Genomic DNA, 14,870 nt, shown 5'->3' with positions numbered 1-14,870 from the left:
AGGATTAGAGGTGTTATGTCGTCACAGAAAGAAGTGCCAGTGCTTAAACAATCAGTGCTTGCGCAATCCCAACTAGCGCAAAGCGCGGCTTTGCAGGGCAATAGTTTTTTATCAAAACAGTTCAATGGCTTGTCGGAATTAGCCCAAGATCTACAGGGCATCGAGTTTGAGGATTGCTGCTTTCAAGATTGCCATTTTAGCGAGAGCACTTTCCGTAAGTGCAAGTTTATCGATTGCCGCTTTGTGCGTTGCAACTTAAGTTTAGTGAAAGTGCCCCAGTGTCAGTTCAGCGGGGTGGAGTTTGAAGAATGTAAGTTAGTCGGTATCGATTGGACCCGCGCCGCGTGGTCGCGTTTATCCTTTGCCGCGCCCTTTTCCTTTAAGCAATGCATCCTAAATGACTGCTCATTTTTAGGCTTGTCCCTCGATGAAATCATCATCGAAGAGTGCAAGGCCCACGATGTCGATTTTCGCGAGGGCAGTTTCAACCAAGCCAATTTCACCTACACGGATTTTAGTCATAGTCTGTTTGGCCGAACTCAATTATTGGAGGCGGATTTCAGCGAGGCCTCAAATTACGATATCGACATTTTTAACAATAAAATCAAAGGCGCTAAGTTTAGCCGCGACGAAGCGATTCGCCTGCTCAACTGCCTCGATATAGAGCTAATGGATTAATGCGATTGTAATCAGTTTGGGCCCGCTAGCGTGATGTTCTTATCCTGCTAGGGTTATCGCAATTGATTGAAATGTCAGTTTTCTTCTAAGCCGCCAGTGTCCAAACTGGCGGCTTTTTTCTGCCTGAATCCTACTGTTAAAACATGTTCCCATTAAGCCTGTTGATCTTATTCACGTATTTTAACGTCAGTCTTAGGTTTTAGTTGCGATAGATCACACCGAGCTTCCCCATGTGGTTTACCACAATATCCACCTACCTCTTTCGGGATAACAATCTTTGTGGATGAGCAGTGTATTCAGCGGATGCTGGTATTCAGAAGATATGGCGGCGCTGTTTTTACGCTTTTATAACTAAAAAAGTAATCAAATCAGTGAGCAAACCTCTGCTCGATGGCGCCACAAATGGCGACTGACGGGTGGGATGAGCGTGATGGAGGTAACCATGATTGAGCTTAATAGGCGAACCTTTTTAAAGGGAGCGGGAGCGAGTAGCGCCACGTGTGCGTTAGCCAGTCTGCTGCCGGGCAGCTTAGCGGCATTAGAGAATAAGCAGCTAAAGGGCATGGGCAAGGAAATTGCCAGTATTTGCGAAATGTGTTCAACCCGTTGCCCGATTTCGGCGCGGGTGATTGAGGGCAAAAACGTCTTCATTAGTGGCAACAAGGCCGCTAAGTCCTTTGGCGGTAAAGTGTGTGCCCGAGGTGGCGCAGGCCATAGTTTATTGTACGATCCACAGCGTATCGTTAAACCGTTAAAGCGGGTCGGTGAGCGCGGCGAAGGTAAATGGGCTGAGATCAGTTGGGATGAGGCTTATAAATTAATCGCTGAAAACCTCAATAAAATCAAAAAAGAACATGGCCCAGAAGCCGTGGCATTCTCGTCAAAATCTGGCTCACAAGAAAAGCATTTGTTTCACCTTGCGACCGCCTTTGGTAGTCCAAATACCTTTACCCACGCGTCGACTTGCCCTGGTGGTTATGAAATTGCCGCTAAGGCTATTTTTGGCACTAAGGTCAAACGTGATTTAAGTAATTCTAAATACATCATTAACTTCGGCCATAACCTGTACGAAGGCATCAATATGTCCGAAACCCGCGGCATGATGGCGGCGCAAATGGACAAAGGTGCCAAGCTGGTGGTGTTCGAGCCAAGATTCTCCATTGTGGCCGACAAGGCCGATGAATGGTACGCCATTCGTCCCGGAACAGACGTGGCCGTCGCCTTGGCGTTATGCCATGTATTGATTGAAGATAATCTTTACGACAAGGCATTTGTCGCGCGCTATGTGGAAGGTTTCGAAGCCTTTGCCGCCGAAGTGAAAGCCTATACCCCAGAATGGGCTGAAACCATCTCCGATGTGCCTGCCAAAGACATTCGTCGCATCGCCCACGAATATGCCGCTAAAGCACCCCATGCTGTGGTCGATTTTGGTCACAGAGCCACCTTTACCACCGAAGAGTTTGAGATGCGCCGCGCCCTTTACGCCGCTAACGTCTTGATTGGTAACATCGAGCGTAAGGGCGGGATTTATATCGGCCAGAAACCCGGTGATTACAACAAGCTTGCCGGTGAAGCGGTTGCGCCCGTATTGGCCAAACCCGGCGTGAAAGACATGCCAAAACCAGCAGCGAAACGAATCGATCAAGTGGAAGAACAGTACGCCATGATGTGGACATCGGGCGGCGTCTACCAAACCATTCTCGATGCCACCTTAAGCGCTGTTCCTTACCAGTTACACGGCTGGGTGATGTCACGCACTAACCCAATGCAAACCATGACAGACAGGGCGCGCGTTGTTGAAGCGATGAAAAAGCTCGACTTTATCGCCGTGTGTGATGTGTATATCAGCGAAACTGCCGCCTATGCGGACGTGATTCTACCTGAGTCCACTTATCTTGAACGTGATGAAGAAATTGCTGATAAGTCAGGTAAAAATCCGGCCTATTATGTGCGCCAACGTGTGGTTGAAACCTTAGGTGATACTAAGCCTTCTTGGCAGATCTTTAAGGATGTGGGTGTGGCTATGGGCCTTGGCGAGTTCTATCCATGGGAAAACATGGAAACCCTGCAAATGCTGCAGGTGAACCGCGACACTGACCTGCTGCGCCGTATCAAAGACGAAGGTTTCGTGAGCTTCGGTAAGCCAATTATGTTGTGCGAGCCTAAGATGGTTGCCGAGTTTATTAAGGCATACCCCAATGCGCGGCCAGCCGATGAAGACGGCACTTACGCCAGTGCACTGACCTTTAAAACCCCTAGTGGCAAGATTGAACTCACTTCCGCGAAAGTAGAAGCCATGGCACCAGGCCGTGGGGTGATCAAGTTCCGCGAAGTGAATCTTAAAAAAGCAGATGAGCTGTACTTTATCCAAGGCAAAGTGGCGGTGCACACCAATGGCGCCACCCACAATGTACCTATGCTCGCTAACCTGATGTCGGATAACGCTGTGTGGGTTCACCCTGTTACTGCGGGCAAATTAGGGATCAGCAATGGCGACCCAATCCGCCTCACCAGCAGTGTTGGCACAGAAGAAGGCCATGCCTTAGTCACGCCGGGTATTCGCCAAGATACTGTGTTTGCTTACATGGGCTTTGGTTCTAAAAACAAAGAGTTGGTCAGAGCAACAGGCAAAGGTATCCACTGCGGTAACTTACTGCCGCACGTGACGGCTCCTGTGTGTGGCATGACAGTGCACACCACGGGCGTCACGCTGGCAAAGCGCTAATCGGAGGCTTAAATGAATAAACGATATGTAATGGTGCACGACGAGAATAAGTGCATCGGCTGCCAAGCTTGTAACGTGGCGTGTCGCAGTGAAAATGGCGTACCCGAAGGCGTTACTCGTCTGCAAGTGCGTGTGGAAGGCCCCTTTGGTGACATGCCCAATCTGCACTTCAAATACCACAGGGTATCTTGCCAACAATGTGAAGATGCGCCCTGCGTTAAGGTGTGCCCAACGGGCGCAGCCTATGTGGGTGAAGACGGCATTATCTCTATCCATACCGAGAAGTGTGTCGGCTGTATGTACTGTGTGGCAGCGTGCCCTTATAAAGTGCGCTTTATGAACCCAGAAACCAAGGCGGCGGATAAGTGTAACTTCTGTAAGGATACGCGTTTAGCACGGGGCGAAGAGCCAGCGTGTGTGACTGTGTGTCCAACCGATGCCTTAGTGTTTGGTGATGCCAATGATCCAAGCAGTGAAGTGGCCATCATGCTCAACACTAAAATCACTTACCAAGATAAAACCCATTTGGGCACTAAACCTAGGGTATATCGCGTTCCTACCAAAAGAGGGGGGATTTGATTATGAACAATACTTGGGGCGACATGGCGCAATATGATCCTGTCACTTGGCACTGGGTCATCGCCGTTTACCTGTTTATGGCGGGGTTATCCGCGGGCAGTTTATTGATTGGCATTGGTTTACGCTGGGCGAATAAGGAACTCAGCGCGGGAGCCGAAAGCAGCATTCTTAAGGCGGCCGCCATTATTGGGCCTGTAGCGATTAGCTTAGGTCTAGCTTGTTTAGTGTTTGACTTAACCAAACCATTCCACTTTTGGTTGATCTTAATTCACTATAACTTCCAGTCTGTGATGGCGATCGGGGTGCTGGCGCTGCTGGCGTATTCTCCCTTAGCTTTTGCGTACGCCATTATTGTGCTGCGGGATGACTTACCAAAATGGGGTTTGGGTTTCCTAACACCTATCGCTAAGTTACTTATGCCATTTCGAAAGCTGATTGAAGTATTGTTGTTTGTCCTCGCCATTGGCGTAGGGGCTTACACTGGCTTCTTAATTTCGGCGATGAATGCTTACCCTATGCTCAACACTGCGGTACTGCCTGCGCTGTTTTTAGTGTCGGGTCTATCCGCGGGCGCTGCGGCAAACGCGGTACTGGCACTCTTGCTGTTTAAGACTGACAGCCACGATAAAACTTTAGTCAAGATGCACGGTTTAGAGTTACCTGTGATGGCGATTGAAATCTTGTTCCTGTTCATGTTGTTCTGCGCCTTGTACTTCAAGGGCGGCGCGGCGGCTGCGGCTTTAGCGTCGTTAACCTCTGGGCTATGGGCAAGCGTGTTCTGGATAGGCGTCGTCGGTATCGGCTTTGGTATTCCATTGCTGTTTATGCTGCTACCAGCCGCGACTCGCCACACTAAGGGCGCAATGATCATGGTGGCTTGTGCGAGCTTAACCGGCGTACTCGCCTTAAGACACTTTATTGTGTACGCAGGGCAAAGCTATTTAAGCTGAGTGTAAGCTGGCTTTAGATATTGATAGATAAAGAAAAGCACTGACAATGTCAGTGCTTTTTATTGTTTGAATCTTCAGATGATTTGCCAATACAAGCAGGACGCTTATTGGGGCAATAACTCGATAACCGATTTCACCGTTAGCACTAAGGCGCTGATACTGCACAGGACTAAGGTCGCCATTTTAGTTTTATCTTTATCGACACTGCCCACTAATCGCCCCGCGACTAAATACCCTAAAAGCACTGAAGGCAGCAACATCAACGACAGCCACAGGTGCTTCAATTCTAATAAGCCAGTGATCGCCAGAATGACCATAGCTATGGTGGAGCTAAAAATGAAGAAGGCCGACAGGGCGGCGCGAAACTGCGAAGCGTCTTTGCCTGACAATAGAATCGCCATCGGCGGACCACCAATAGCGGCAATATTACCGAAAATCCCCGAGACGACACCCGCGCCGAAGAGGGTTTTCTTATTCACTGGTAGGCTGAATTTATACAGGCTAAGGATAACCGCGACAGCCACAATGGCGGCAATGGATAACCCGAGTATGGGCTGAGGTGCAAACAGCAATAGACTCGCGCCGATAAAACCGCCGGGCACGCGACCTAGGAGTGCATATTGCAAGCCATTGAATTCTAAATGACCACGTTCCCGGAATAAGGTCAGTAGCGAGATGGTAAATCCCATGGCAATAACGGGACCCGGTACGAGCTGAGGATCGACGATATACAGCAAAGGACTGGCGACAACCGCTAGGCCAAACCCAATCAGGCTCTGGGTTAAGGCGCCAAGAAACACAATCAGTGAGGCCAAGGCGAGTGTCTGTGGATCTATCATAGAAAACATAGGATTCCATATAAACAAAAAGGGATCGTTAACGATCCCTATTGATGAGCACTGTGATGTAACTTTGCCAGCGACAAGTCGCTATTCCATGTCTTCCCACTCGATCCCCATCTCGTCCATCAGCAACTTGGCTTCGGCGGGAATGCTGTCTGGGCTATCTTTTGACAGATCTTCATCGTTAGGCAATGGCTGGCCAGTGTAGGCGTGCAAAAATGCCTCACACAACAGCTCGCTGTTGGTGGCGTGACGCAAATTATTGACCTGACGACGCGTACGTTCATCCGTGAGGACTTTTAGCACTTTGAGCGGAATAGACACAGTAATTTTCTTTACTTGTTCATTCTTCTTGCCATGTTCAGCATAGGGGCTGATGTATTCCCCATTCCATTCAGTCATTGACTCACCTGTTATAACGCTAAATTCGGGGCAGATTTTAAACCCTTACAAAGAACAGTCAAATTATTGCTACTATTTCTTTGTGATTGCAAACAGATTTCTTTATGTTCAGACGTCTAAACGTCTTCACGCCTATTGACGATGGCGTTGTGCTTAGGTACATTTAGACGTCCAGACATCTCTATCAGTCTACCGAATTTAGGAGTCCACCCATGGCAGAGCGTCAATTAGCCACACTGGCAGTGCGTCAGGGTATCGAAAGCGATACTCAATATGGTGCAGTTGTGCCACCGATTTATTTGTCGACTAATTACGCCTTCGATGGTCATAAAAATCCTCGCGAATTCGATTACAGTCGTTCAGGCAACCCAACGCGCTGCATTTTAGGTGAAGCATTAGCCCAATTAGAAAAGGGCGCCACTGGCATAGTGACCTGCACTGGCATGGCGGCCATCACCTTAGTGACCACTTTGCTCGGCCCTGATGACCTATTGGTTGTGCCCCACGATTGCTACGGTGGTTCTTACCGTTTATTTACTAATTTGGCGAAGAAAGGCCAGTTTAAGCTGATTGTGGTCGATCAAACCGACAGCCAAGCGTTAGCCGCCGCTATCGCACAAAATCCTAAGATGGTGTGGCTCGAAACCCCGTCTAACCCGCTATTGCGTGTGGTGGATATCGAAGCCATTGCCAAGGCGAGCCATGAGGTCGGCGCACTAGTCGTGGTCGATAACACTTTTTTATCGCCGATATTGCAACAACCCCTATTGTTAGGCGCGGATATCGTTATCCACTCCACCACTAAATATATCAATGGTCACAGCGATGTGGTCGGCGGCGCTGTGGTCGCCAAAGACGCGCAAATCGGCGAAAGCTTACATTGGTGGTCGAACACGTTAGGCTTAACGGGATCGGCTTTTGATAGTTACTTAACCCTGCGCGGCCTACGTACCTTAGCGGTGCGAATTCGTGAACATCAAACCAATGCCCAGCGCATTGTTGAGGTATTGACGCAAAGCCCTGTGGTGAGCAAAGTTTATTACCCTGGCCTTGCGGATCACCCTGGTCATGCCATTGCTGCCAAGCAACAAAAAGGCTTTGGCGCTATGCTGAGTTTTGAACTCAAGGGCGGCGAGGCCGAAGTGGTGGCCTTTTTAGGTGCACTTAGCTTATTTAGCGTGGCGGAAAGTTTAGGTGGCGTAGAAAGTTTAGTGGCCGTGCCCGCCACTATGACCCACAGAGCCATGGAGCCGCAGGCGCGTTTTGAGGCAGGCATTAAAGACACCCTATTGCGTCTATCGGTGGGTATTGAAGATGCCGCCGATTTAGTTGCAGATATTCAAGCAGGATTAGCCGCCGTTGCGGCTTGTCAGTAGAGGAATAATAGATGGCACGTTGTCACTTACATAAATTTGGTGGCTCCAGTTTAGCGGATGCCGATTGTTATCGCCGAGTCGCCCATATCCTGTTAACCCATGGTCATAGCGATGATCTTGTGGTGGTCTCTGCGGCGGGTAAGAGCACGAATTTCCTGTATAAATTATTAGCGCTGCGCGACGCGGGTCAGTTGTGGCAAGAAGAATTACAAGTGCTGACCAGCTATCAACAGGGGTTGGTAGAGCAGTTATTGTCGAACGAACAAGCCCGCGATCTGCGTGAGCGTTTGGCGACAGATCAGGCGCAGCTCATCAGTTTATTGTCCCTCGACGAACGCAACGAATACCAAGTTAACCATGTGGTGAGCTTTGGCGAGCGTTGGTCGGCGCGCCTGATGGCGGCGCTGCTGCGCGAATCTGGTGTGGCGGCAAGCCATGTGGATGCCTGTTCAATTTTAGTGGCCGATGAAGCCGCTGTGCCGCAAATTCGGGTACAGGAATCCCGCGCTAAAGTACAAGCCCTATTAGCCGCGCATCCCAATGAACGCTTAGTGATCACCGGCTTTATCTGTGCTAACGAGCGTGGCGATACCTTGTTACTTGGCCGTAATGGTTCCGATTTTAGCGCTAGCTTGATTGCCAGCCTTGCCGATATTGAGCGCGTGACCATTTGGACCGATGTGGAAGGGGTGTTCAACGCCGATCCTAATAAAATCAACGATGCTAAATTACTGAAAAGCATGTCACTTGCCGAAGCTGACCGCTTAGCGCGTTTAGGCTCGCCGGTATTGCATTCGCGCACTCTGCAGCCTTTGTTCAATACCGAAGTGAGTTTAGCGGTGCGCTCAAGTTATGCGTCCCACACCGACTTTACTTTAATCGCGCCCCACAGTTCGTCTGCGAGCGCGCCTGTGGTGACGAACCTCAATGCTGTGGTCCTGTTCGGCTTTAAGCTCACTGGTGAATTAACGAGCTTATTAGATTCGTTGATCGCCGCGGGTTTAACGCCATTGGCCCATTGGACCTCTGCCCACCAAAGGGTTGAGCTTGCCTATACCGCTGAAAATCAAAAACAAGTGCAAAGATTGCTCGATGCCGAGGCAGAAGCTTTAGGGATCAGCGAACAACAGATCAACACCGATCTCGGCCTAGTGGCGTTAGTGAGTGCCGATGCCGAACATTATCGCCGTAGCTTCGCCCGTTTACTAAGCCGTGATGCTAAACCTTTGTTTAGTGGCGACTTAAGTTTAGTGACGCTGGTGCCTCAGTCACAGGTGAATTTGTTAACCCAAAAGGTCCACCGTCGCTGCGCTGGGCCGCGTAAACGCATTGGTGTCTTACTGCTCGGCCTGGGCAACATAGGTGAGGCTTGGGTCGATTTGTTTAAGTCGGTGTCGCCATCACTGGATCATGAACTCGAAGCCAGTGTTGAGTTAGTCGGTTTAGTCAGTTCGAGTAAAGCCTTGATTAAATCCACAGGCATTAATCTTGCCGCGTGGCAGACTGAGTTTAATACCGAGGCTACGCCTTGGCAGTACGAGCACTTGTTCGAGCAATTAGAACGGGTTAACTGCGATGAGCTGGTGGCCTTAGATATCAGTGCCAGCGCCAGTTTGACGCTGCAATATCCAGAGCTATTTGAGCGCGGCATCCATGTGGTGAGCGCGAATAAACTCGCGGGCTCGGGTCCACTGCCTTTCTACCGTGAGTTAAAGCAGCAACTGGGTAATCGTCGTTTATTTTGGCGTTATAACGCCAGCTGTGGCGCAGGTTTACCCATCCAACATGCGTTAAATGATCTGCGTAACAGCGGTGATAGCGTTGAAGCCGTGGGCGGGATTTTCTCCGGCACCTTATGTTGGTTATTTGAAAAATACGATACCAGCAAGCCTTTCTCTGAATTAGTGATTGAAGCCAGAGGCTTAGGTATCACTGAACCCGATCCCCGCGACGATCTGTCTGGTCGTGACATGCAGCGTAAACTGCTCATTTTGGCCCGTGAAATTGGCCTTGAAATCGAGCTTGAAGATATTGAATTACGCTCATTAGTGCCAGCCGATTTGGCGGATATTCCCTTAGATCAGTTTCTCGCCCGCATTGCCGAGTTAGATGCCGATCTGCTGCAACAATACGGTGCGGCGGCGGAGCAAAATAAGGTGCTCAGATACGTGGCATCCTTAGATAACAGCGGCCCAGAGCTTAAAGCTGAAGTCGGTTTACAGTGGATTGATGCCCATCATCCCTACGCTAATTTGACCCCCGGCGATAACGTGTTTGTGATCCGCAGTGCCTTCTATCAAGGCAATCCGTTGATCATCCGTGGACCGGGCGCCGGACGCGAAGTGACAGCGGCGGCGGTGCAGTCCGATCTGACGCAGATCTGTCGCGATCTCTTGCAAGAGTAGACTGAAATTCAGCAGCTTAAAGGACTCATTCGAGTCCTTTTTTATTGGCTAGAATAAATCTATCGAATTAACCGAGATTAAATGCGGTTTATGGACATTTTTTGGCTTGACTTACATCTCAGTTTCTCTAGTATATGGACATATAGACGTCCAAACGTCCATTTGAACTAATTCATAATAGCAAAGAGTAGCGCCAAGGGCGGTTGAGGAAATACACATGGCTTTTCATCACGCACAACATTCACAATCGCTGAACCAGAGCTTGTCTGAGCTTAATGGCGATATTAATGTTTCTTTTGAGTTTTTTCCGCCATCGACCCCCGAAATGGAACAGATCCTGTGGAACTCTATTCGTCGTTTAGAGCCACTTAATCCTAAGTTTGTCTCTGTGACCTATGGCGCTAACTCAGGTGTGCGCGACCGTACCCACGGCGTGATTGAGCGTATTCAACAGGAAACCGACCTTGTTGCCGCGCCGCACTTAACCTTAGTGGATGCCAGCGATGAAGAGCTATTAGAATTGGCTAAGCATTATTGGAAGTCGGGCATTCGTGACATAGTGGCACTGCGGGGTGATTTACCTGCGGGCAGCCCCAAGCCCACTCGTTTTGCGGTAGATTTAGTGCGTTTGCTGCGCTCAGTGGCCGACTTTGATATTTCCGTTGCGGCCTATCCAGAAGTGCATCCCGATGCGAGCAATGCACAGGCTGATTTGATCAACCTTAAGCGTAAGATTGATGCGGGCGCTAGCCGTGCCATTACCCAGTTTTTCTTCGATGTGGAATCTTACCTGCGCTTTCGTGACCGCTGCGTCGCCGCCGGTATCGACGTTGAAATCGTGCCAGGTATCTTACCTGTGACTAACTTTACCCAGTTAAAACGTTTCGCGGGCATGACCAATGTGTCGTTACCTAACTGGTTGCATAAGCAATTCGATGGTTTAGAAAATGATGCCGGTACACGCCAATTAGTGGGTGCAAACGTAGCGATTGATATGGTTAAGGTGTTGTCACGTGAAGGCGTGAAGGATTTCCACTTTTACACCCTAAACCGCGCCGAATTGACCTACGCGATTTGCCATACGTTAGGCGTGCGTCCTAAGTAAAACTTTATAAAATAAGCTAATAAAAACGCCGCAGAGAATGCGGCGTTTTGTTTTGTTTAAATTCTAAATTGAGCTAATAAAGTTGTTAAACGGACTGCGAGTTGGGCAAGCTCATCGCCAGCGCGTGCAGTTTGTACCGCACTATCTGTCGCATTAGTTGCAATGTCATTGATGTTATTAACATTCTTATTAATCTCTGCTGAAACCGCACACTGCTCATTTGCCGCGCTGGCGATTTGGATATTCATCTGGCTAATGGTGGAAACCGCATGGGTAATGGCTTCGAGTGCCTCACCCGCTTGGTGAACTTGGGATACACAGCTTTGGGTGGTGCGGGTGCTGGTTTCCATCGCATTGACTGTGGACTTAGCTTTATGCTGAAGCGCTTCGATCATCTGCTGAATTTCTGTCGTAGATGCTTGAGTGCGGCTCGCCAGAGTGCGTACTTCATCGGCAACGACCGCAAATCCTCGACCTTGTTCTCCCGCCCTTGCGGCTTCAATTGCCGCATTGAGTGCGAGTAAATTAGTTTGGTCGGCAATGTTACGGATAACCACAAGCACAGAATCAATTTCAGCGGTATTACGCTCTAATTCATTGATTGCACTTGCTGCTGTGGCTATTTCCTCGGCTAATATTGCGATAGTGGTTACCACTTTTTGTACAACTAATTTGCCTTGTTCGGTTGAGTCATTGGCATGATTGGCGGCATCGGCCGCATCGGTTGCGTTATGGGCAACTTCTTGTACCGTTGCGGCCATTTCATTCATTGCGGTGGCAACTTGATCTGTTTCGAGGTGTTGACGACTCGCCATCTTCTGGGTTTCCCGCGTAATGCTCGACATTTCTTCAGCAGAGGTTGCGAGTAAACTCGTGGCATCAGACACTTGAGTTACTGTGTGGTGGATTTTCTCCACAAAACGGTTAAATGCCTGCGCTAACTCGGCGATTTCATCCTTACTCGTTATGGTAATTCGACGGGTTAAATCGCCTTCGCCTTCGGCGATGTCATTCATGGCTTGGGTTGTTTCTGCTATTGGGCGGGTAATGCCCTTAGCAATAAACCAAGCAATGGCAGTGCCGATTAACATTGCAGCGAAACCGATGAGAATCAACTTGAGGCGAATATCCGCCATAACTTGCTCTGAATGGCTTCTGTCCATCGCAATATCCAGTACCCCAAAGACTTGTCCCGAGTAATCTTTTATGGCGTGGCGATACAAAGCGAAGGTTTTGCCCTCTAAGCTAATAGTGCGAATCACTTCATTGCCTTGCATCACGCTATTGAGTTCACTTATGGCCTGAATATCGGGCGTGAACGTGGCGCCAAATGCTTTAAAATCCGCGCCATTGGGCAACAATAGTGCGATTTCAGCTTGATAAGCATCTTTAAAACTGTCGAAGAAAGGTTGTCCAAAGGACATACCAAATTCCACTGAGCCTGTGTGTTGGCCTTGATAACCCATGGGCACTAAACCGCGAATCCCTAAACCTTCAACACCATATTCCAAACCGTTCAAGGGCTGTTTTGTGGTGTTGGTTTCCACAATCGTTTTACGAATTGCAGTGAGATCATCACCGAATTTTTCGGGGCGATGTAATCGTAAAAAAGAGGTTGCCGGCGGCGTATGAAACTGAAATTGTTGTACGTCGAAATCTTGCTTAAGCTTGGCAAACAGGGGCAGAGTTCGGTCTTTGAGTGCTGGGCGATCCCGTTCGGCGAAGTTACTTTGGATCTCTGGCGTCAGTGAAACTATCGTTGCCATGGCCTGTGCGAGTTTACCGGATGAGGCTATGTTGGCTACCGCAGTTTCGTACAGTTTATGCAGTTCTCTTTGCTCAGATTCTTTCACCTGACTGCTGAATTCCGACAGGACTAGCAGCATGATAAAGCTCATCATGGCCAACAGTAATAGACATATCCCAACCACAATCCTCGTACTAATTTTTAAATTCACCAAAGCCAACCTCCCAGTTCACTTCATCAGTCTGATTTATCTTTTTAATATTATAGAGATACGGCTGATTATATTTGAGATAGCGCCAGCCTTTTGGATTATTTTTTTCCCAATGCGACATTTTTGCGCCATAGGACACAGAAAATTTTTTATATGAGCACATTTACTTAGCCTGCTAACTAAGTATAATGCTTAGCACGCTAACTAAGTGGGTGAGCAAGATGCAAAAAGAATTAGAGCGATTGAAAGAGTTATCACTGGCGGAGCATTTAGGCCGTCTGCATCGATTGTGGCGTACCGTGGTCGATGTCGAGCTGGCGCCTTTGGGATTAACTCATCCCCGCTGGACGGCATTGTGGAAATTACTGCGTTTAGGCGACAGCGTGAGCCAAAAAGTGTTGGCCGATGCCTTAGAAATTGAATTGGCTTCGTTAATGCGCACCTTAGGGCAATTAGAAGAGCAAGGTTTAGTCGAGCGTCATTGCTGCGACAAAGATAAGCGCGCAAGGATTGTGACGTTAACGCCTGCGGGATTGGATGTATTAAAGCAAATGGAAGCGCGGATAATTCAGGTCCGCCGTGAGTTATTAGCTGGGATCAGTGCCAGCGAGCTCAGCGAATTTGAACGCATTATTAGCCTGATTAGTGACAACGCCAGCGCCAAATTGGCCAAGGCAACAGCAACCATTTTGTGAGAAAGAAGATGACACCGGATCAACAGTTTGCCCGTTTAGTAAAATTTGCCATGTTCGGCTTTGTGGCGGTTTTCGGCTATTTTATGCTTGCCGATACTATGATGCCATTGACGCCGCAAGCCATGGCCACACGTGTGGTGACTAAGGTTACGCCGCAGATCAGCGGCAAAATCCAGACCATAGCCGTGACGAACAACCAAGCGGTTGCCAAGGGCGATTTGCTGTTTCAAGTCGATCCTGCGCCCTATGAGTTAGCGGTATCTCAAGCTAAATTGGCCTTAGAGCAAGCCCGCCAAGACAATGCCGAGTTAGATGCCTCGCTGCTGGCCGCGAAGGCCGACGTCAATGCCAACAAAACCACCTCACAACAGAAACGCAGCGAAGCTAAGCGCCTCGATGCGCTGTATGCCACCCATGGTGTATCGCAGCAGCAAAGGGATCTGGCCGATAGTGATGCCGCCGCCGCGGAAGCAAATTTGCTCGCCGCCAATGCGCGTTTAGAAAAACTTAAGGTGAGCCGTGGCAGTTATGGCGAAGAGAATCTTAAGGTGCGTCAGGCACAAAATCATCTTGCCCAAGCTGAGCTCAATTTGTCTTACACCCAAATCCATGCCGATCAGGACGGGATAGTGACTAACCTGCAGTTAGAAGTCGGGAGTTTTGCGACTGTGGGGCAACCTCTGTTAGCCGTGGTATCGGATAAGATTGATATTATTGCTGATTTTCGCGAAAAGAGTTTGCGTGGCGTCAATGCTTCATCGACCGCTTTGATTGCGTTTGATGGCGAACCCGGCCGTTTATATCGGGCGACGGTGAGCAGTGTCGATGCGGGCGTGAGTGCAGGGCAATTCGATGCCAATGGCCGTTTAGCGGCGCCGCAGGAGTCTGATCGTTGGGTGCGTGATGCCCAAAGATTGAGGCTGCATTTGGAGTTAGATGGGATGGCGATGAACAGCTTGCCAGCCGGTGCGCGCGCGACCGTACAACTGCTGCCTGAGAATAGCCTATTTAGTCTGCTGGCTAAAGTGCAGATTAAAATCATTAGCCTGCTGCACTATATTTATTAGCCTATTTACTCGCCTATCTACTCGCACTTATTGCTGTTGACGGGCGAGTGACTCGCGGTTGGTGTGTGTTTGCCGTGAGTCGCTTGAG

Annotated in this window: 13 protein-coding genes; 9 read left to right on the top strand and 4 right to left on the bottom strand. The window is 49.2% G+C overall.

The features are described 5' to 3' along the window. Positions 1-15: 15 nt before the first annotated feature. The 4 genes from Q4Q57_RS08845 to nrfD all read left to right on the top strand — a co-directional run bounded on the left by Q4Q57_RS08845 (position 16) and on the right by nrfD (position 4,932). Positions 16-678, top strand: a complete 663-nt coding sequence (locus Q4Q57_RS08845) for a pentapeptide repeat-containing protein (RefSeq protein WP_311890604.1) — start codon at positions 16-18, stop codon at positions 676-678. Between the two features lie 442 nt (positions 679-1,120). Further along, complete coding sequence (phsA, locus tag Q4Q57_RS08840) at positions 1,121-3,403, top strand: thiosulfate reductase PhsA (protein ID WP_311890603.1); 2,283 nt, start codon at positions 1,121-1,123, stop codon at positions 3,401-3,403. A 12-nt stretch (positions 3,404-3,415) separates the two neighbouring features. Continuing rightward, complete coding sequence (locus tag Q4Q57_RS08835) at positions 3,416-3,982, top strand: 4Fe-4S dicluster domain-containing protein (protein ID WP_311890602.1); 567 nt, start codon at positions 3,416-3,418, stop codon at positions 3,980-3,982. Positions 3,983-3,984: 2 nt separating this feature from the next. Next, positions 3,985-4,932: an NrfD/PsrC family molybdoenzyme membrane anchor subunit gene (gene nrfD / locus Q4Q57_RS08830; RefSeq protein WP_006087005.1), complete on the top strand. Its 948-nt coding sequence runs from the start codon at positions 3,985-3,987 to the stop codon at positions 4,930-4,932. A 104-nt stretch (positions 4,933-5,036) separates the two neighbouring features. On the opposite strand, the gene Q4Q57_RS08825 is transcribed toward nrfD, so the two are convergent. After that, positions 5,037-5,780, bottom strand: a complete 744-nt coding sequence (locus Q4Q57_RS08825; protein WP_006087004.1) for a sulfite exporter TauE/SafE family protein — start codon at positions 5,778-5,780, stop codon at positions 5,037-5,039. Positions 5,781-5,861: 81 nt separating this feature from the next. Next, the gene (gene metJ / locus Q4Q57_RS08820; protein WP_006083215.1) at positions 5,862-6,176 is read right to left on the bottom strand and encodes a met regulon transcriptional regulator MetJ; all 315 of its coding nucleotides are present in this window, start codon (positions 6,174-6,176) and stop codon (positions 5,862-5,864) included. Between the two features lie 212 nt (positions 6,177-6,388). On the opposite strand from metJ, the gene metB reads away from it, so the two are divergent. From metB to metF, 3 genes are all read left to right on the top strand, one after another. Continuing rightward, complete coding sequence (gene metB / locus Q4Q57_RS08815) at positions 6,389-7,552, top strand: cystathionine gamma-synthase (protein ID WP_311890601.1); 1,164 nt, start codon at positions 6,389-6,391, stop codon at positions 7,550-7,552. Positions 7,553-7,563: 11 nt separating this feature from the next. Next, positions 7,564-9,957 (top strand): bifunctional aspartate kinase/homoserine dehydrogenase II, encoded by a 2,394-nt coding sequence (locus Q4Q57_RS08810; protein ID WP_311890600.1) that lies wholly within the window; start codon positions 7,564-7,566, stop codon positions 9,955-9,957. A 217-nt stretch (positions 9,958-10,174) separates the two neighbouring features. Further along, a complete protein-coding gene (metF, locus tag Q4Q57_RS08805; protein ID WP_012088154.1) occupies positions 10,175-11,062 on the top strand; it encodes a methylenetetrahydrofolate reductase in 888 nt (295 codons plus the stop codon). Between the two features lie 56 nt (positions 11,063-11,118). Here the strand turns inward: metF and Q4Q57_RS08800 are convergent, their stop codons facing one another. Together Q4Q57_RS08800 and Q4Q57_RS08795 are read right to left on the bottom strand one after the other, a co-directional pair. After that, positions 11,119-13,020 (bottom strand): methyl-accepting chemotaxis protein, encoded by a 1,902-nt coding sequence (locus Q4Q57_RS08800; protein WP_311890599.1) that lies wholly within the window; start codon positions 13,018-13,020, stop codon positions 11,119-11,121. Continuing rightward, a complete protein-coding gene (locus Q4Q57_RS08795) occupies positions 13,004-13,141 on the bottom strand; it encodes a dipeptidyl aminopeptidase (RefSeq protein WP_311890598.1) in 138 nt (45 codons plus the stop codon). Before Q4Q57_RS08795 ends, Q4Q57_RS08800 begins: the two co-directional genes overlap by 17 nt. 100 nt (positions 13,142-13,241) lie before the next feature. Between Q4Q57_RS08795 and slyA the strand changes: the two genes are divergently transcribed. Beyond that, positions 13,242-13,715 carry a transcriptional regulator SlyA gene (gene slyA / locus Q4Q57_RS08790; protein WP_311890597.1) on the top strand — a complete coding sequence of 158 codons (474 nt, stop codon included), beginning with the start codon at positions 13,242-13,244 and terminating at the stop codon, positions 13,713-13,715. A gap of 8 nt (positions 13,716-13,723) precedes the next feature. Then, entirely contained in the window at positions 13,724-14,782 is a 1,059-nt protein-coding gene (locus tag Q4Q57_RS08785; RefSeq protein WP_311890596.1) for an HlyD family secretion protein, read from the top strand. Positions 14,783-14,870: the final 88 nt, after the last annotated feature.

This window comes from Shewanella sp. SP2S2-6, from assembly GCF_031931965.1.
Classification (GTDB): Bacteria; Pseudomonadota; Gammaproteobacteria; order Enterobacterales; family Shewanellaceae; genus Shewanella; species Shewanella baltica.
This window is presented reverse-complemented; position numbering and strand designations above follow the sequence as displayed.

What these genes read in the sequence shown, in the direction of transcription:
- Q4Q57_RS08810 (WP_311890600.1), top strand. Translation starts at nt 7,564, where the DNA reads ATGGCACGTTGTCACTTACATAAATTTGGTGGCTCCAGTTTAGCGGAT.
- phsA (WP_311890603.1), top strand. Translation starts at nt 1,121, where the DNA reads ATGATTGAGCTTAATAGGCGAACCTTTTTAAAGGGAGCGGGAGCGAGT.
- Q4Q57_RS08835 (WP_311890602.1), top strand. Translation starts at nt 3,416, where the DNA reads ATGAATAAACGATATGTAATGGTGCACGACGAGAATAAGTGCATCGGC.
- metJ (WP_006083215.1), bottom strand. Translation starts at nt 6,176, where the DNA reads ATGACTGAATGGAATGGGGAATACATCAGCCCCTATGCTGAACATGGC.
- Q4Q57_RS08795 (WP_311890598.1), bottom strand. Translation starts at nt 13,141, where the DNA reads ATGTCGCATTGGGAAAAAAATAATCCAAAAGGCTGGCGCTATCTCAAA.
- metF (WP_012088154.1), top strand. Translation starts at nt 10,175, where the DNA reads ATGGCTTTTCATCACGCACAACATTCACAATCGCTGAACCAGAGCTTG.
- Q4Q57_RS08785 (WP_311890596.1), top strand. Translation starts at nt 13,724, where the DNA reads ATGACACCGGATCAACAGTTTGCCCGTTTAGTAAAATTTGCCATGTTC.
- slyA (WP_311890597.1), top strand. Translation starts at nt 13,242, where the DNA reads ATGCAAAAAGAATTAGAGCGATTGAAAGAGTTATCACTGGCGGAGCAT.
- metB (WP_311890601.1), top strand. Translation starts at nt 6,389, where the DNA reads ATGGCAGAGCGTCAATTAGCCACACTGGCAGTGCGTCAGGGTATCGAA.
- Q4Q57_RS08825 (WP_006087004.1), bottom strand. Translation starts at nt 5,780, where the DNA reads ATGTTTTCTATGATAGATCCACAGACACTCGCCTTGGCCTCACTGATT.
- Q4Q57_RS08845 (WP_311890604.1), top strand. Translation starts at nt 16, where the DNA reads ATGTCGTCACAGAAAGAAGTGCCAGTGCTTAAACAATCAGTGCTTGCG.
- nrfD (WP_006087005.1), top strand. Translation starts at nt 3,985, where the DNA reads ATGAACAATACTTGGGGCGACATGGCGCAATATGATCCTGTCACTTGG.